This is a genomic window from Prauserella flavalba (assembly GCF_003202235.1).
In the GTDB taxonomy this organism is placed as follows: Bacteria; Actinomycetota; Actinomycetes; order Mycobacteriales; family Pseudonocardiaceae; genus Prauserella_A; species Prauserella_A flavalba.
Window position 1 is genome coordinate 1,388,659 of record NZ_MASU01000005.1, and the last position, 16,691, is coordinate 1,405,349.

A 16,691-nucleotide genomic window follows, 5' to 3' on the forward strand; every position below is an offset into this window, starting at 1 on the left:
TCCCCGCTCAGCGCCGGGTCAGTGTGCGGATCTGGTCGGCGGCCTCGGTGAGCTCGGTGCGGATGTCGGCGCCGTGGGCCATCTCGTTGATCGCGACCTCCAGCACGTCCTGGATCTGCGGCCAGTCGATCGTCATCGGCACCGTGCGGGCGGTGCGCAGCGCCGACTCCTGCAGCTTCGGCAGCTCGTGGTTGGCGGCGTTCACCTCGGCGTCGAGCATGTTCGCCGTGTGCACCACCACGCTCGTGGCCGTCTCCGGATCGGACTTGTCGAGCGCGATGTCGCGTTCGGTGTCGGCGTTGGTGACCCATTTCAGGTACTCCCACGCCGCGCCCTGGTGCTCGGAGGTGTTGAGGATGCCCATCAGCCACGTGTAGCCGTAGGTGACCGTGGGCTTGCCCTCCCAGCCGGGCAGCGGGGCGACGCCGATGTCGTCGGCGACCTCGGGCTGCACCTTGGCCGGGTCGCTGAAGTCGTCCATCTGCCACGCCCACGTGAAGACGGAGTTGGTGCGGTTCTGCTCGAAGGACTGCGTCGAGTCCGTCTCCGTCCAGTTCGTCGACGCCTGCGGGCTGTACCCGTCGCGCAGCAGCGCCAGGTACTGCTCCGTGGCCGCGATGCCCTCCGGTGTGGTGAACGCGGGCTCGCCGTCGGGGCCGAGGACGTCGGCGCCGTTGCTCCACAGCATCGACATCCACGTGAACAGGTTCTGCCCGCCGCCCCGGCCGTACTGCCCGGCGAAGGCGGCCCTGCCGTCGGCGCCGTCGAGCCGCCGCAGCTGCGCGGTGAACTCGTCCCATGTCGCCGCGGGCGTCATGCCGAGCCGTTCGTACTCGCTCTTGCGGTAGAAGAGGTTGTAGGAGAAGCCGCGGAACGGGATGCCGTACACGGTGTCGGGGTCACCGGCCCGCGCGGCCTGCTGGAACGGCGGGGAGAACTCGTCGATCGAGCGGTCCGCGCGCCGCATCACCTCGTCGAGCGGCTGCAGCCCGATCTTCGCCGAAGCGCCGTAGGCGTCGGGCCAGACCACGAGGTCGTACGTCCCGCCGCCGACCGCGGTCTCCGCGACGATCTTCTGCAGGTACGACTCGTACGGGATGTTGGCCCACTCGACGGTGATCCCGGTCTTCGCGGTGAACTCCCGTTCGGTCTTCTCCTGCAGTGCGGCGAACTGCGCGGTGGTCTTGCAGCAGCTGAGCAGGCGGATGTGCGTGCCGTCGTAGGGCTTGCCGGTGAGCAGGCCCAGCTCGTCGGTCGGGCCGGTGGCCACCGCGTCCAGCAGGTCCTGCTCGCTCGGGCCCGCGGCGCAGCCGCTCACCAGCAGCGCCAGCGCGGCGCCGAGCGCGGCCACGGCCCTCGGGGTGCGCCTCATTTCACGGCTCCCATCGTCATTCCCTCGGCGAAGTGCTTGCGCACGAGCAACGCCATGATCAGCATCGGTGCCATCACCAGCAGCCCGGCCGCCGCCATCTGTCCCCAGGCGACACCCTCCGGCAGCACCAGCGTCATCAGCGCGACCGGCAGCGTCGAGGCGTCCGTGCGTGCGAGGAACGTCGGGAACAGGAACTCGTTCCACGACAACAGGAACGAGAACACGGCCGCCACGAAGATGCCGGGCGCGGCCAGTGGCGTGATCACCCGCCACAGCAGGGTCACCTGGCCGCAGCCGTCGAGCCGGGCGGCCTCCTCGATCTCGATCGGCAGCCCGTCGACGAAACCCTTGAGCAGCCACGTGATGTACGGGACGACGAGCGAGAGGTTGACCACCACCAGCGCGAGGTGGGTGTCGATGAGCCCGAGGCTGCGGAACAGCGTCAGGAACGGCAGCGCGATCGCGACGCCGGGGATGAATTGCGTGGCGACGATGGCGAGGAGCATCCCGCGGTGGCCGGGGAACCGGTACCGCGAGAACGCGTAGGCCGCGAGCAGCGCCAGCGGGATCGAGACGATGGTGGTGGCGACCGCGATCAGCACGCTGTTGACGAGTGCACCGGTGAGATCGCTGGCGCCGCCGAGTACCGCGGCGAAGTTGTCCACAGTGGGCGCGAACACCACCGCCGTGGAGAACGCGTCCCGCGCCGGTTTGAACGCGGTGAGCGCCATCCAGAAGATGGGGAACAGCACGAAGAACAGGATCGCGAGCGTCGCGAGCACGCGCAGGGCGGCGCGCACGATCGCCCAGCCGCCGGGCCGCCGTCGCGGGCGCGGCACCGGGGCGGACCGCGAGGGGGCGGGCGCGGGTTTCACGGCCATGTCGGTCATTTCGCCTCCTGCTTGGCCATCGCGATGAGGTACAGGGTCGCCAGCACGCCGAGCACGAGCACGATCACCCACGACACGGCCGACGCGTAGCCGATGTCGAGGAACGTGAAGCCCTGCGAGTAGGCGAAGAAGTTGAGGCTTTCGGTGGCCCTGCCCGGTCCACCGCCGGTGGTGGTGACCACCTGGTCGAAGATCTTCACCGAGAAGACCGCCTTCAGGAAGATCACGATCAGCAGCAGCGGCCGCAGCAGCGGGAAGGTGACACGCCAGAACCGCTGCCACGCGTTGGCCCCGTCGATCGTGGCGGCCTCCCGCACCTCGGGCGAGATCGAGTTCAGCCCGCCGAGCAGCATGAGCGCGATCAGCGGCGCCCAGCCCCACACCTCGGTCAGCGCGATCACCATCAGCGCCCAGAACGGGTCGCCGAGCCAGTTGATGTCGTCGGCGAAGGGCAGCACGGTGTCGAGCAGCTGGTCGTAGACACCGGTGTCGGGGTTGAGCATGAACCGCCAGGAGAAGCCTTTGAGCGCCGGTGCCACGGCGAAGGGCAGGATCAGCAGCGCCTTGGTGAGCGCGCTGAGCCGCGTGCGGTTGTTGAGGATCAGCGCGATGGCCAGGCCGAGGCCGACCGACAGCACCACCGAGATCACGGTGAACTGCAGGGTCACGAGCGCGCTGTTGAAGAACGTGTCGTCGGTGAACACGCGCTGGTACTGCTCGAGGCCGACGAACTCGCCCGCCTCCCGTGTCTCGTTGAGCCGCCAGTGGCGGAAGCTGGTGATGAGCGCGGAGACGAGCGGGTACACGGTCGTGAGCACGACCGCGAGCAGCGCTGGCGCGAGATGCAGGTAGGGGACGGCGTGCTTGCGCAGCCGGGACCGCTGGCGCGGCGGCGGGACGGTGGTTGCCACCATCGAGGGTCGACCTCCTCTGCCGGGGGAACGGCGGGGCTGGGATTCCGGGGAGTGTATGCGTATTCACGAGCTGAGGGCAACGGTGGATCCGAGCCGAGTTCCGACCGCGACCTCACACCGCGCACACTCGGTTTACGTGCGGTGATGATGCGAGCGCACCCTCAGCACCGGGCTCCGGGCATGGAACACCGGCGTGAATTGCGTATGTAGGGATGCCTCGGTTCAGTTCGCCGAGGGCGCTCTGTGGGTGCGCCTGCCGACGAATTCGGGGGTCAGCACGACCCGCCTCGGTTCGCCCTCGTACTCCCCCGAGACGCGCTCGACCAGTAGCCCGGCCGCCGTCCGCGCCATCCCGCGCAGGTCGTGCCGCACGGTGCTCAGCTCGAAGCTCGCCCACGAGGCCATCGGGATGTCGTCGAAGCCGACCACCGTCAGCCGGCCCGGCACGTCGACGCCGAGCCTGCGCGCGGCGTCGAGCACGCCGATCGCCACGACGTCGTTGCCGCAGAACACCGCGGTCGGCGCGGGGTCGGCGGCCAGCAGCTCGGGCAGCGCGCCGAGGCCCGTCTCGAACTCGAACGGCCCGTGCCGCACGTGCGCGGGGCGCAGCGCGATGCCCGCGTCGGCCAGCGCCTGCCGGAAGCCCAGTTCCCGGTCGCGGCCGGTGCTCGTGTTGTCGGGACCGAAGATGCCGCCGATGTGCCGGTGGCCATCCGCCACCAGCTGCCGGGCGACCTGCTCACCGCCGAGCCGGTTGTCCACGGCCACGGCGTCGGCCGGCGTGGTGCCCTCGCGGTTGAGGTACACGAACGGCAGCCCGCGCCGGCTCAGCTCGGCGGGCAGCGCCGAGTCCAGCGTCGACGTGGCGAGCACGAGGCCGTCGATCGAGCGATCCACGAGCCGCTCCGCCGACGCGGCCGCCTCGGACCGTTCGGTGAACAGCATCATCCGGTAGCCGCGCTGCTCGAGCTCGTCGTGCAGCGGGCCGACCAGATGCGGGTAGAACGGGTTCGCCACATCGGTCACCAGCACGCCGATCCGGTGGCTGATGCGGGTGGAGAGGCTGCGCCCGGCCTCGCTGGGCACGTAGTTGAGCGCGTCGGCCGCCATCCGCACCTTGCGCACGGTCTCCTCGGAGACCCGGGGGTCGCCGCGCAGCGCCCGCGAGACTGTCGGCTGCGAGACGCCGGCCAGTCGGGCCACGTCGCGGCTGGTGATCCCCACGGTTCCTCCCGGTAGCGGTGCTGCCGGAAGCATACGTCCTCGCCTGATCCGCACGCTTCGACGCCCTGGCGGGGGTTGACAACGAACGGGCTGGACGGGCTACCGTGCATACGTATGAATGAGAAGGGATCCCGCTGTGATGAGTGATCGCGTGACGGTGACCGAGGCCGAGGCGGCCAGGCGCACCATCCGCCGCACCGACTTCGTCTCCTGCAACCAGGCGTTCATCGACTGCCGGACACCGGGGTCGGATCGCAAGGAGAACTACGCGATGATCGGCCCCGGCGTCACCCAGAACGCCGACCAGGTGGTGAACCTGCGCGAACCGCACGGCTACAACATCGGCGCCGCGGCCATGCCCAGCGGCATCACCAACAACCTGCACCTGCACTTCACCGCCGAGGTCTTCTACTGCTTCCGCGGCGAGTTCCTGCTGCGCTGGGGCGCGGACGGCAAGGACGGCGAGCTGGTCCTGCGCGAGGGCGACATCGCGTCGATGCCGACCTGGATCTTCCGCGGCTTCACCAACATCGGTCCCGACGACGGCTGGCTGTTCACCACGCTCGGCCACGACGACACCGGCGGCATCATCTGGGGACCCTCGGTGCTGCGGGAGGCCGAGGGCCACGGGCTGTTCCTGACCTCGGAGAACCAGCTCATCGACACGGTCGCGGGTGACGAGCCGCCCGAGGACGCCGAGCTGGTGCGGCCCATGACCGACGAGCAGATCGCCCGCCTGCGCACCTACACCGCCGAGCAGATGCGCAGGCGGGTCGCGACCGCGGACGACCTTGAGTACTCCCCCGCGCCGTTCCTGGACAGCACGCTGCCGGGCGGCGGGGCGCAGCTGGCGCTCGTGATCGGGTACGGGATGACCGAGGACATGCACCAGGAGCCCCGCGTGTTCAACCCGCACGGCCACAACGTCGCGTGGCTGCGCGCGGAACCGGGCCAGGGCATGCTCCCTCACCGCCACGCCGAGACACAGGTGCTGCTGGTCAAGGACGGCGAGTGGGAGGTCACGCTCAACCTGCACGACGAGGTGACGGTCCGGCTCGGCCCGTGGGACATGCTGTCCGTGCCGCGCGGCGCCTGGCGGGCCCTGCGCAACGCCGGGGACGACACCGCGACGGTGCTCGTGATCAACGGCGGCGACGGCCGGGTGCGGCTGGAGTGGGACGACGAGGTCGTCAAGGCCGCCGCGGACGCGGGTGTCGCCACCGACCACAACGGCTACGTCGCACCGTACGCGCTCGTGCCGAGGACGATCGGCCGATGACGACTGCACCGCTCGTGCTGCTGCCCGGCATGCTCTGCGACGCCGGGCTGTGGGACGACGTGCGTGGCGAGCTCGGCATGTCCACAGTGGACGTCGAGCTGAGTGCGCCGAGCATCGAGGGCATGGCGAGGCAGGTGCTCGGCGCCGTCGAAGGGCCGTTCGCGCTCGCCGGGCTCAGCCTCGGCGCGATCGTCGGCTTCGAGGTGCTGCGCCTGGCCCCGGAGCGGGTCACCGGGTTCTGTGCGATGTCCACCAACGCCGGTGCTCCCCGCCCGCACCAGCTCGACCAGTGGGCCGCACTCGCCCGGCTCACCGCCGGGGGCGGCTTCGCCGACGCCGTCGAGGCGATCCTGCCGACGATGTTCGCGACCCCGGAGCCGCCCGCCGAGCACGCGCGTCGCTTCCTCGCGATGGCCTGGCGGGTGGGCCCGGCCGCCTTCCGCGCGCAGCTCGCCGCGCAGGCCACGCGCACCGACGCGCACGAGGCGCTGCGGGCCGTGCGGGTGCCGTCGCTCGTGCTGAGCGGCGGCGCCGACGCGCTGTGCCCGGAGAGCTTCCACACCGCGATCGCTTCCGCGATCCCCGGCGCGCGGCTGCGCACGCTGCCCGGCGCCGGTCATCTCCTGCCCATCGAACGGCCCGGTGAGGTGGCCGTGCTGCTCGCCGACTGGCTGCGCACCGTGCCGCGGCGGAAGGAGTCCCATGCCTGATTGCCTCAAGCGACGGCTGCTCGCCGGCGAGCGGCTGCGGGGCGGATTGCTGCGCATGCCCGCGGATTTCCTGGTGGAGCTGGCGGGCGTCGCCGGCCTGGATTTCGTGCTCGTGGACTGCGAGCACGGTCCCGCCGACCTCGTGGCGCTGCAGCAGCACATCCAGGCCGCCCAGGCGCGGGGCATCGGCGTGCTGGTGCGGGTGGGCCACGAGGAGCCCGCCCTCGTGCTCCGGGCACTGGACCTCGGAGCCGAGGGCATCGTGGTGCCGCACGTCGACACGGTGGAGCAGGCGCGGCGGGCCGTGCGCTCGGCGCACTACCCGCCGCTCGGCGACCGCGGGTTCGCCACCTACTCGCGGGCCGGGTCGTTCGGCGCCGCGTCCATCGCAGGCCACCTCGCGGCCTCGGCCGGGACCACACTGGTGATCCCGATGCTGGAAACGGAGGCGGCGTGCGCGGCCGCGCACGAGATCGCGGCCGTGGACGGTGTGGACGCACTGGTCGTCGGCCCCGCGGACCTCTCGGTGTCGATGGGCCTCACCGGCGGCGCGGCGGAACCGGCCGTCCAGGAGGCGATGGCCCGTGCGGCCGCCGCGGCGCGGGACGCGGGCAAGCCGATGCTCAGCATCGTCGGCACCCGGGAGCAGGCCGCGAGCGCGCCGCAGAGTGCCGTGGTGTTCAACCTCGCGCACGTCCTGCTGGGCACGTTCCGTGACCTGGCCGCCTGGTGAGCCGTCGATGGCCACCCGCGCGGCCCGGCCTACTTCGCGAGCCGGTCCCGCAGCCACTGGCCGATGTCGCTGATCGTCGCGTCGGCCTCGGGGGCACGACCTGCCAGCAGGGTGAACGAGTGCTGCATCTCGGGCACGACGTGGAGGGTCACCTCGGCACCCGCTTCCCTGGCGCGTTCGGTGAACGTCGTGGCGTCGGACACCAGCGTCTCCTGGTCGCCGACGTAGACGAGCGTCGGCGGCAACCCGCCCAGGTCGGCACACAGCGGATTGATCAGCGGATGCTCCGGCGACGTGTCACCGAGCACCGCCGCCCGCATGGCTTCGAGGATGGGCCTCCGCACCACGGCGTCGGTCGCCGCGTTGGTGTCCATCGTGGTCCCGCTCAGGGTCATGTCGTACCAGGGCGAGATGGCCACCACGGCGGCCGGGGCGGGCCTGCCCTCGGCACGGAGCCGGATCGCCAGGCTGGTGCAGAGGTTCCCGCCCGCCGAGTGACCGATACTCACGACCTGCCCGATTCCCTGGCCGAGCAGCCACTCGTAGGCCACGACGGCGTCGTCGAGCGCGGCGGGAAACGGGTGTTCCGGCGCGTGCCGGTAGTCGAGCACCAGTGCACGCGCCCCGGCCGCCTTCGCGAGGTGTCCCGCCATCTTCCGGTCGGTGTGCATCGAGCAGACCATGAACCCGCCGCCGTGGAAGTGCAGCAACGCGCGGTCCGGGTCGTGGTCGTCCGGGATGCACCACAACGCGGGCACCCCGCCGGCGTCGACCTCGGCGTAGCTCACGCCCACCGGCTCGCGGGTGACCAGGTGGATCTCCTCGAACAGGTCACGCATGGTCGCCAGGTCCATGTCCGGCCGCGCGTCCGACCGTTCGGCGAGCGAGCGGTAGATGCCGGTCAGGTAGTGCGATTCCTTGCTGGCCACTTCGTTGTGTCCCTTTCCGTGATCAGGCGCCACTCGGCGCCCTCGTTGACGAACCAGCGCGGGAAGCCCCGCAGGGTCTGCCCGCCGTCCGCGAGGAGTGCGGCGCCGGTGACGTACGCGGCCTCGTCGCCGGCGAGGAACGCCACCACGTTCGCGATCTCCTCAGGACGTCCCGTCCTGGCCAAGGGCGTCTCCGCCGACACGAGCTCGCGCATCCCGTCGGCACCGAGCAGTCCGTCGGTCATGCTCGTCTCGATCACGCCGGGACAGACCGTGTTGACCCGGATCCCGTACGGGCCCAGCTCGTCGGCAAGGCAGCGTGCGAGCATCTCCGCGCCCGCCTTGGAGGCCGCGTACCCCGAGAAGAGCGTGCACGAGCGCAGGGCCGCCGTGGATGCGTTGATCACGAGCGCGCCACCGGCACCGCCCTCGACCATCTTCCTCGCGGCGGACTGGCACACCAGGAACGTGCCGTTCAGGTTGACCTCGACGTGTCGCCGCCACACCTCGAAGTCCTGCTCCAGCACCGAACCGAAGCGGCCGTAGCCGGCGTTGGCGACACAGATGTCGAGCCGGCCGAGGCCGGCGAACAGTCGCTCGACCGACGGGCGCGCGGTCTGGTCGTACTCGGCCGCGACCGCGTCTCCGCCGGCCGCGCGGACCACTGCCGCGGTCTTCTCCGCACCCTCGCCGTCACGATCAGCGGCGACGACGCGCACGCCGTCCCGCGCGAGCCGCACCGAGATCGCCGCGCCGATGTCGCCGGCGGCTCCGGTCACCAGCGCTACCTTCACCATCGGACCCACCCCCCGTCCACGAACAACGCCTGCCCCGTGATGTATCCCGCCGCAGGCGAGAGCAGGAACGCGACCGCGTCCGCGACCTCCTCCGGTTTTCCGGTGCGGCGCAACGGAAGCCCGCGGGCGATCTTGGCGCCGAGCTCGGTGAGACCGGACTCCCGCACCATGTCGGTGTCGATGAACCCAGGGCACACGGCGTTGACCCGCACCGGTCCGAGCTCGACCGCCAACGACCGGGTCAGTGTCAGCAGCGCGCCTTTCGACGTGTCGTAGGCGAGCTGCCCGCTGAACCCGATCACGGCGGTCGACGCGATGTTGACGATCGCACCGCGGCCGGATGCCGCGAGGTGTCCGGCGACCGCCCGGGTGACCAGGAACGGACCGGTCGTGTTCACGTCCAGCACCCGTTGCCAGTCCTCGCGCCGATGTTCGGCGAGCGTGCCACGCAGCTCGATGCCCGCGTTGTTGACGAGGTTGTCCAGCCCGCCGAGACGGTCCAGCGACCGGGTGAGTGCCTGCCCGACCGCGGCCTCGTCGGTGACATCGACGGCGACGTCGGCGCCGCCGCGGATGTCCCAGGCCACGACGTCGTGTCCCTGTTCGCGGAGGCAGCGGGTGATGGCGGCGCCGATCCCCCGTGCCCCGCCGGTGACGATGGTGCGTGGTGCGTTCATTCGTAGGTCCCGGTGAGTCGTTCGTGGCCGGCGTAGCGTCGTTCGTAGCGCACGGCGGTCGGGTAGTCGACGCTGATCGCCCGGTCGAGCTCCCGGTCCGTCCCGGAGCCGATGGCGTTCCCGGTGGCGCGCATCAGGACGGCGTCGCTGCTCGCGCCCGCGCCATACGACAGCAGGACCACCGTGTCCCCGCTCCCGGCCCGATCGAGGACACGCGCGAGAGACAGCAGCGCGGAGGCCGATCCCGCGTCACCGATGCGATCGGCGACCAGACCTGCGCCGGTGCTCTCCCCCGGCACGCCGAGGACTTTCGCGATCCTGGCGGGCGTGGCCGCGTCGGGCTGGCTGACGGCGAGATGACCGACCTCCTCCGCCGCGACGCCGAGCCTGCCGAACGCCAGCTTCACATGCTGCTCCAGGCCCACCCCGGTCGCGGTCATCGCCGAACCGGTGCCGCGGATGTGGCGCTCGCCGTCGAGGCGGTACCTGTCCGGCGTGTCCGTGGCGGCCGACGCCGCGCGCACCACGGTGGCCGCGCCGTCCTCGGCGCCGACCACGAACGCGGCCGCACCCGCACCCGCCGTGTACTCGAACGGATCACCGGGGGCGGCGTGCAGCGCGAGCGTGTCGGCACCGATCGCCAGTGCGCGCTCGCCGAGACCGGAGGAGACCCAGGCGATGGCGGACAGCAGCGCGGCGGTGCCTGACTTGTCCGCGCACTGCAGGTCGGTGACGAACACGTGCGGGGACAGGCCCAGCATGTCCGCGACGATCGCGGCGGCCGAGCGGGTCGCGTACGGATTGGTCTGCGTGCCGAGGAAGACCGCGTCCACCCGGGACGTCAACGCTCGCTGGGCCGCTTCCGCCGCCAATGTGATCGTGTCCACATCAGGTCCAGGGACGGCCCGCCCGCCGACCCCGAGCCGCCGCACGACCTGCTCGGGCACGTTCCTCCAGGCCCGGAGGATGTCGGCGAGCGCGATCCTGGTCGCCGGCACGGCGACACCCGCGCTGATCAATCCCGTCATGGCAGCTCCCGGAACTTGTAGCCGTACTCGTAGAGGCCGTTGCTCTCGCGCCGCCATTTGCGGATCACCAGTTCGACCCGCTGCCCGGGCGTCACCGTCCGCACGTCGACCAGTTCGGCGAGCACGGACGGCCCGTTGTCGAGCTCGATGATCGCGAACGGCCGGACCGGCCGCCCACCGTGGCCGACCAGCGGCGAGTGGTCCTCCGCCGCGCAGACCACCTTTCCGGTGCGGGACAACGGCTTCTCTGCCAGGTCGGCCGACCGGCAGGACGGGCAGATCCGCCGCGCCGGGAAGTGCACGGCCTCGCAGGCGCCGCACACGGTTCCGACGAGGCGATAGCGGCCGTGGCGGTTGCGCCAGCCCCGCGCGCCGGACGCGGTGTTGATCCGGGGGATCGGTTCACTCGGCGCCCACATGTCGTGACCTCCCCGTCGCTCGGCGCAGCACGGCGACCGCGCTGGTGCTGTTATTGCCACCCATCGCCTGGCACACCGCGACCTCGGGATCGCGGACCTGCCGGACTCCGGCCTCGCGCCGCAGCTGCCGGACGGACTCGACGACGACGTTGATCCCGGTCGTCCCTGTCGGATGGCCGAGCCCGATGCGGCCGCCGTCGGTGTTGGCGGGGCAGCGGCCGTCGAGCGCCGTCTCACCGGCCTGCACCGCGAGCGCGGCCTTGCCCGCGGGAAAGATGCCGAGCCCTTCGAGGTGGAGCGAGCCCATGATCGTGAAACAGTCGTGCACCTGCGCCACATCCACGTCCCCGGCGCCGATACCGGCCTGCCGGTAGGCGCTGTCCGCCGCGATCGCTGTCGGGAGTGCCCGCACGATGTCGCCGTCGTATCCGGGGTGGCCGAACTTGGCGGCGAGCCCGTTCGGTCCGGTCGCCTGAGCGATGCCCGCGATGACGGGCGCGTCCGGAACCTCGTCGGCCGCGACGAGCACGACCGCGCTGGATCCGTCACAGGCGCGCCCGCACGCGGCGCGCGTGATGGGCTTCGACACCCACCCACTGTCGAGCACGTCGGCCGTCGTGATGTCGGGGCGTCCCGTGTCGACCGCGACCGGGTTGTGCCGCGCGTACCACCGGTCGGCGACCGCGAACGCGGCGACGGCCTCCTCCGAAGTACCGTGGACCTGCAGGTAGCGAGCGTGCATCAACGCCATCGTGTCCACGAAGTCGAACCCGGCGGCCGCCTCGAAGTCGGCGTCCACATAGGACAACATGGAGTCGGCCGTCGTGGTCGTGTCCGACTGCTTCTCCACTCCGGCCACGAGCACGCACCGGTGTGCTCCGGACTGGATCATCCTGATCCCGGCCTGCACCGCCATCAGCCCGCCAGCGCACGCGCCGACGAGCTGGCCGAACGGAACCGGGGTCAGGCCAAGCTCGTCAGCGGTGACGGCGCCCAGGTTCTGCTGTTCGAACGTCTCCGGCAGGGTGCACGAGACCATCCCGCCGTCGATTCGCCCCAGGTCCATGCCCGCGTCGGCGACGGCCGCCAGCGACGCTTCCACGATCAGGTCCTTCCACGACCGGGCCGGGAAGAACCCGTGGCGGGTGATGCCGGCACCGGCGACGGCGACCCCGGTCATGATCCCGCCTCCAGCAACCGCGAGGCGTTACCCGACAACCAGGCCTGGAGTGCGGTGTCGGTGAGGCCGAGCCCCGCGAACTCACCGGCCAGCTCACCCGCACTGCGGCCGCTGACCCACGTCGTGCTGCCGAAGAGGACCTTGCGCCGCAACGGTCCCTCGACGCGCGCGAGCACCGGTTCCCAGCCGTAGCCGGGCGTGCGCATGGCCGACGCCCGGTGCGTCGAGCTGTCGAGATAGACGTGCTGGTGCCGCTGGGCAACCGCGGCCATCTCACCGAGCCACGGCCATCCGCCGTGGCCGGCGACGATCCGCAGCGCGGGGTGCCTGCCCGCGAGCCGGTCCAGCTGCCACCACGAGCACGAGTCGACCGGCCGTGCGGTGGCGAAGTTCTGCCCACAGTGGATCCAGACGGGCAGCCGCTCTCGTTCGGCGTAGGCGAAGACCGGGGTGAACGCCTCGCTGAGAACGTCGGCCTCGTCGAGGAACGGGATGATCGAGAAGCCGGTCGCGCCGAGTTCCCGGTGCGACCGGACGGCTTCCCGTTCCGCGGCCGAGGGGTCCTTGAGGGAGATCCCCGCCCAGAAGCGCAGCTCCGTACGCCCGTCGACCAGGGCCGCGACCCGGTCGTTGACGGTGCCGCCCGGGATCTTCCACATGCCGCCGTGCACCACCTGGCAGGTGACACCGTCGGCGCTCAGCCGCTCGACGTGCTCGCCGACGTCGAGGCCCAGCCGCCCCGGTTCGACGAGCAGGTCGACCGCGGAGAACGGGTCCCTTTCGACGGTCTCCCGGTAGCGGCCGGGGTCGGCGCCTGCCTGATCGCACAGCCTGCGCGCGAACACGCTGAGGTAGCGCGGGGCGTCGGCCGCGAAGGCGCCGAGGTAGGCACGCCAGCAGTCGCGGTCGTAGGCCACCTCGCAGATATCGACGATGTGCATGAACATTTGTTTATCTCGACGGGACGGTCCATGTCAATGGACGTTCATACATCGGGCTAGAGTGGCGGCATGACGACCGCACCCACGGAGAAGACGGCGCGACGGATCGAGGCGACCGCGGTCGAGCTGTTCTTCCGCGAGGGATACCCGAAGACCAGCATCCGGGAGATCACGTCGGCGCTCGGCCTCACACCGGGCGCGCTGTACAACCACTTCCGGTCGAAGGAGGAGCTGCTCTACGCGATCGTGTCGAAGACGCACGCCGCGATCGAGCAGACACTGGAGGAGGCACTGCTGCGGGCGGGCGACGACCCGGTGCGCCAGCTGTGGGAGGTGACGCGCTCGCTGACGGTGTTCTACACCGAGCACCAGAAGGAAGCGATCATCAGCAAGCAGGAGTACAAGCGCCTGCCCGACCCGCACCCCGCCGAGATGCTCAGCAGCGAGCGCCGGATCCGGCGCACGGTCGAACGGATACTGGAGCGCGGCGTGCGACAGGAGCTGTTCCACCTCACGCTGCCCGGAGGGCGCGAGGCCGACATCCCGATCATGGCGAAGGCGATCCTGGACCAGATGATTAACGCCGGCGTGTGGTTCCGGCCGGACGGCAGGCTCGGCGTGGCCGACCTCGCCGACCAGTACGCGGGGCTGCTCGTGCAGATGGCGGGCGTCGCCCCGGACGTGGCGCGGGCGGCTACCCTGCCGTCAACCGGTCGCGCTTGACCGTGATGCCGGCCGCCTCGCGGTCCCAGGTGTCGGCGGTGACGCCCTCGCCGCGCAGGCGGTGCTTCTCGATCTTGCTGGTCGGCGTCTTCGGCAGGTCCGGGACGATCCGGATATAGCGCGGAACCATGAAGTGCGGCAGCCGCTCGGTAAGCGTCGCCAGCAGCTCCGCTGGGTCGAGCCTCGCGCCGGCCACGGGCGCGACCACCGCGAGAACATCGTCCTCGCTGTCCGGCGACGGCACCGCCACCACCGCCGCCTCCCGCACGAGCGGGTGCGCCAGCACCTCCCTTTCGACCTCGAACGACGAGATGTTCTCGCCACGCCTCCGGATCGCGTCCTTGACACGGTCGACGAAGAAATACTGGCCGCTCGCGTCGCGGCGGAACGCGTCCCCGGTGTGGAACCAGCCGTTGCGCCACGCCCTCGCCGTCGCCTCGGGCATGCCCCAGTACCCGGAGTTCATCGCCCACGGCCGGTCGGTGCGAAGGATCAGCTCGCCCGGCTGCCCGTCGGGCACCTCGCGGTCGTGTTCATCGACCAGCCGCGCCTGCACGCCCCGGCGCAGCCGCCCGCATGTCCCGGGCGTCGCGGGCTGCGGCTCGGAGATCAGGGGCACGGACGTCTCCGTCATGTTGAACAACGACACCACAGTGACGCCGAACCGCTCGGCGAACGCGGGCGCGTCCTCGGTCAGCGGAACCATGAACACACGCCGCAGCGGGTGGTCCCGGTCGGCCGGCCCGGCCGGGCGCTTCGACAGGTAGCTCGCCATGACCCCGAGCAGGGTCACGTGCGTCGTCCCGGTCGCGCGCACCGTGTCCCAGAAGGTGTCCGTGCTGAAGCTCTCCACGATCGCGACCGACGCCCCGGCCAGCAGGGCCGCATACACCCCGATGGTGCCGCCTGCGTGGAACAGCGGCAGGTTGACCATGTACCGGTCGCCGGGGGCGAAGTTGCCGTCGAAGGGCACGCTCGAGGCCGTGGCCAGGTGGGTGTACGAGCACGTGACGCCCTTCGACGGACCGGTGGTGCCCGAGGTGAGGATGATCGCGTACGGATCCCACGGCTTCACCGGCGCGTCGGGCGTCACCGGCCCTCGGCCGTCGTCAAGCACCTCCCCGGAACGCACCGGCACGACGTGCTCGAGCGCGTGGTCCACCTCCTGGAGCCGGTCGATCAGGCCGGGATGGGCCAGTAGCACGCGCGCCCCGGGGAGCTCGAGTGCGTGTTCGAGCAGGCCACCGCGGAAAGCCGGGTTCAGCGGAACGTAGATCGCGCCGAGCAGGTTCGCGCCGAACCACACGCGCAACGCGTCGGCCCCGTTGGGCAGCCACGACAGCACGCGGTCGCCGTGGCGCACCCCGAGCTCCCGCAGCCTCCGCGCCATCGTGCTGGCGGCGGCCCAGGCCTGCCGGTAGGTCCAGGACCCGCCGCCGGGGAACGTCGCGAAGACCTGCTCGCCCCGCGTGCTCGCCTGCCCGGCCAGCAGCGGGCCGAGCACGCAGTCCTCGGGAGCGGGTACCTCGGGGCTCCACCAATCCATGTCGACTCCTCTCGCCTTCATCGTCCCTCTAGCGGCCGTATATGAACACTTATATACTTCGCCGACGCGGCGCAACGCAACCGCGGACATCGAGGACGCTGTCGAGGATCGGAGCGGTCATGAGCCAGGGCATCTGCGCACCCGAGTTCGCCCGGGTGCGCGAGGAGTTCGAGCGCAACTTCGCGGAACGGGGCGAGGTCGGGGCGTCGGTGTGCGTGACGATCGACGGTGAGTCGGTGGTCGACCTTTGGGGCGGGCTGGCTGACCAGGAACGTGGCACACCGTGGGAGCGGGACACCATCAGCGTGACGTTCTCGGCGAGCAAAGGCGCGACGGCACTGTGCCTGCACGTGCTCGCCGCACGCGGCCAGGTCGACCTCCACGCCCCAGTCACCGCGTACTGGCCGGAGTTCGGCCGCACCGACATCACCGTCGGGATGGTCCTCTCGCACCAGAGCGGCGTCACCACGATCGGCGAGACACTGCCGGACGGCGCGTTCTTCGACTGGTCGCTGATGACGAAGACGCTGGCGTGCCAGCGGCCGGAGTGGGAACCCTGCTCGAGGCACGGCTACCAGGCGCTCACCTTCGGCTGGCTGGCCGGCGAGCTCGTGCGGCGGGTCAGCGGCCGCTCGCTGGGCACGTTCCTGCGCACCGAGGTGGCCGAGCCGCTGGGCCTCGACCTGTGGTTCGGCCTGCCGGAGAGGGAGGAGCCGCGGGTGGCGCCGATGATCTTCCCGAGCGGCGACGCCGGCGAGGACCAAGCCCGGTTCATGATCCTCATCGGCACCGAGCCCGAGTCGGTGCCCGCGCGGATCTTCCTCAACTCCGGCGGCTACATGCTGCCAGGACCGCTCGGCTTCGACTCGCGCGCAGCACACGCGGCCGAGATCGGTGCGGCGGGCCTGATCACCAACGCTCGGGGCCTGGCCGGCCTGTACGCACCACTGGCGTGTGGTGGGGAGCTCAACGGGATCCGGCTGGTCGGGAAACGCGAGCTGTCCCGCATGCGCACCACCGTCGTGGCAGGGCCCGACGCCACGCTCCTGCATCACACGCGGTTCTCGTACGGCTTCATGCGGTCCACGGACAACCGGCACCGGGAGCCGCACCTGCGCGACAGCATGATCCTGTCACCCGACGCGTTCGGTCATCCCGGTTTCGGAGGGGGAATCGGTTTCGCGTCCCCGGCGAACCGCATGTCGTTCGCCTACACCATGAACGGCATGGGCCCCGGCACGCTGCTCAACCCGCGCGGGCAACGGCTGGTCGACGCGGTGTACCGCAGTCTCGGCTACACCGACGACTCCGCCGAGGTGTGGCAGTGAT

Annotated in this window: 17 protein-coding genes; 5 read left to right on the top strand and 12 right to left on the bottom strand. The window is 71.0% G+C overall.

Translation table 11 applies throughout. From position 1 onward, the window contains the following. Positions 1-7 precede the first annotated feature (7 nt). The 4 genes from BA062_RS40515 to BA062_RS14105 form a co-directional block, all read right to left on the bottom strand. Complete coding sequence (locus tag BA062_RS40515; protein ID WP_110336491.1) at positions 8-1,372, bottom strand: ABC transporter substrate-binding protein; 1,365 nt, start codon at positions 1,370-1,372, stop codon at positions 8-10. Beyond that, positions 1,369-2,262 (bottom strand): carbohydrate ABC transporter permease, encoded by an 894-nt coding sequence (locus tag BA062_RS14095; protein ID WP_210406841.1) that lies wholly within the window; start codon positions 2,260-2,262, stop codon positions 1,369-1,371. The genes BA062_RS40515 and BA062_RS14095 overlap by 4 nt, the downstream gene beginning before the upstream one ends. Then, positions 2,259-3,176, bottom strand: coding sequence for a carbohydrate ABC transporter permease (locus BA062_RS14100; protein ID WP_110336492.1), 918 nt, complete (start codon positions 3,174-3,176; stop codon positions 2,259-2,261). The genes BA062_RS14095 and BA062_RS14100 overlap by 4 nt, the downstream gene beginning before the upstream one ends. A gap of 222 nt (positions 3,177-3,398) precedes the next feature. Then, positions 3,399-4,400 (bottom strand): LacI family DNA-binding transcriptional regulator, encoded by a 1,002-nt coding sequence (locus tag BA062_RS14105; protein WP_110336493.1) that lies wholly within the window; start codon positions 4,398-4,400, stop codon positions 3,399-3,401. Positions 4,401-4,539: 139 nt separating this feature from the next. On the opposite strand from BA062_RS14105, the gene BA062_RS14110 reads away from it, so the two are divergent. From BA062_RS14110 to BA062_RS14120, 3 genes are read left to right on the top strand one after another with little or no spacing between them, the layout of a single operon-like run. Continuing rightward, on the top strand, positions 4,540-5,679 hold the full coding sequence (locus tag BA062_RS14110) for a cupin domain-containing protein (protein ID WP_110336494.1): 1,140 nt from the start codon (positions 4,540-4,542) through the stop codon (positions 5,677-5,679). Further along, positions 5,676-6,389 carry an alpha/beta fold hydrolase gene (locus BA062_RS14115; RefSeq protein WP_110336495.1) on the top strand — a complete coding sequence of 238 codons (714 nt, stop codon included), beginning with the start codon at positions 5,676-5,678 and terminating at the stop codon, positions 6,387-6,389. Before BA062_RS14110 ends, BA062_RS14115 begins: the two co-directional genes overlap by 4 nt. Next, entirely contained in the window at positions 6,382-7,122 is a 741-nt protein-coding gene (locus BA062_RS14120; protein WP_110336496.1) for an HpcH/HpaI aldolase family protein, read from the top strand. The genes BA062_RS14115 and BA062_RS14120 overlap by 8 nt, the downstream gene beginning before the upstream one ends. Positions 7,123-7,151: 29 nt before the next feature. Here BA062_RS14120 and BA062_RS14125 read toward each other — a convergent pair whose 3' ends face one another. From BA062_RS14125 to BA062_RS14155, 7 genes are read right to left on the bottom strand one after another with little or no spacing between them, the layout of a single operon-like run. After that, a complete protein-coding gene (locus BA062_RS14125) occupies positions 7,152-8,051 on the bottom strand; it encodes an alpha/beta hydrolase (protein ID WP_210406842.1) in 900 nt (299 codons plus the stop codon). Further along, entirely contained in the window at positions 8,024-8,848 is an 825-nt protein-coding gene (locus tag BA062_RS14130; RefSeq protein WP_110337349.1) for an SDR family NAD(P)-dependent oxidoreductase, read from the bottom strand. Before BA062_RS14130 ends, BA062_RS14125 begins: the two co-directional genes overlap by 28 nt. Next, positions 8,842-9,525 (bottom strand): SDR family NAD(P)-dependent oxidoreductase, encoded by a 684-nt coding sequence (locus tag BA062_RS14135; RefSeq protein WP_110336497.1) that lies wholly within the window; start codon positions 9,523-9,525, stop codon positions 8,842-8,844. Before BA062_RS14135 ends, BA062_RS14130 begins: the two co-directional genes overlap by 7 nt. Next, positions 9,522-10,553 (bottom strand): hydroxymethylglutaryl-CoA synthase, encoded by a 1,032-nt coding sequence (locus BA062_RS14140; protein ID WP_168213947.1) that lies wholly within the window; start codon positions 10,551-10,553, stop codon positions 9,522-9,524. Before BA062_RS14140 ends, BA062_RS14135 begins: the two co-directional genes overlap by 4 nt. Continuing rightward, complete coding sequence (locus tag BA062_RS14145; RefSeq protein ID WP_110336499.1) at positions 10,550-10,972, bottom strand: Zn-ribbon domain-containing OB-fold protein; 423 nt, start codon at positions 10,970-10,972, stop codon at positions 10,550-10,552. Before BA062_RS14145 ends, BA062_RS14140 begins: the two co-directional genes overlap by 4 nt. Continuing rightward, positions 10,956-12,152, bottom strand: coding sequence for a thiolase family protein (locus BA062_RS14150; RefSeq protein WP_110336500.1), 1,197 nt, complete (start codon positions 12,150-12,152; stop codon positions 10,956-10,958). The genes BA062_RS14145 and BA062_RS14150 overlap by 17 nt, the downstream gene beginning before the upstream one ends. Beyond that, a complete protein-coding gene (locus BA062_RS14155) occupies positions 12,149-13,093 on the bottom strand; it encodes an amidohydrolase family protein (RefSeq protein ID WP_168213948.1) in 945 nt (314 codons plus the stop codon). Before BA062_RS14155 ends, BA062_RS14150 begins: the two co-directional genes overlap by 4 nt. A gap of 69 nt (positions 13,094-13,162) precedes the next feature. On the opposite strand from BA062_RS14155, the gene BA062_RS14160 reads away from it, so the two are divergent. Then, positions 13,163-13,816: a TetR/AcrR family transcriptional regulator gene (locus tag BA062_RS14160; protein ID WP_110336502.1), complete on the top strand. Its 654-nt coding sequence runs from the start codon at positions 13,163-13,165 to the stop codon at positions 13,814-13,816. Here BA062_RS14160 and BA062_RS14165 read toward each other — a convergent pair. Beyond that, positions 13,788-15,362: an AMP-binding protein gene (locus BA062_RS14165; RefSeq protein ID WP_110336503.1), complete on the bottom strand. Its 1,575-nt coding sequence runs from the start codon at positions 15,360-15,362 to the stop codon at positions 13,788-13,790. The genes BA062_RS14160 and BA062_RS14165 overlap by 29 nt on opposite strands. Before the next feature lie 119 nt (positions 15,363-15,481). Here BA062_RS14165 and BA062_RS14170 point away from each other — a divergent pair, with 119 nt between their 5' ends. Beyond that, a complete protein-coding gene (locus tag BA062_RS14170; protein WP_110336504.1) occupies positions 15,482-16,690 on the top strand; it encodes a serine hydrolase domain-containing protein in 1,209 nt (402 codons plus the stop codon). The last annotated feature ends 1 nt before the right edge of the window (position 16,691 follow it).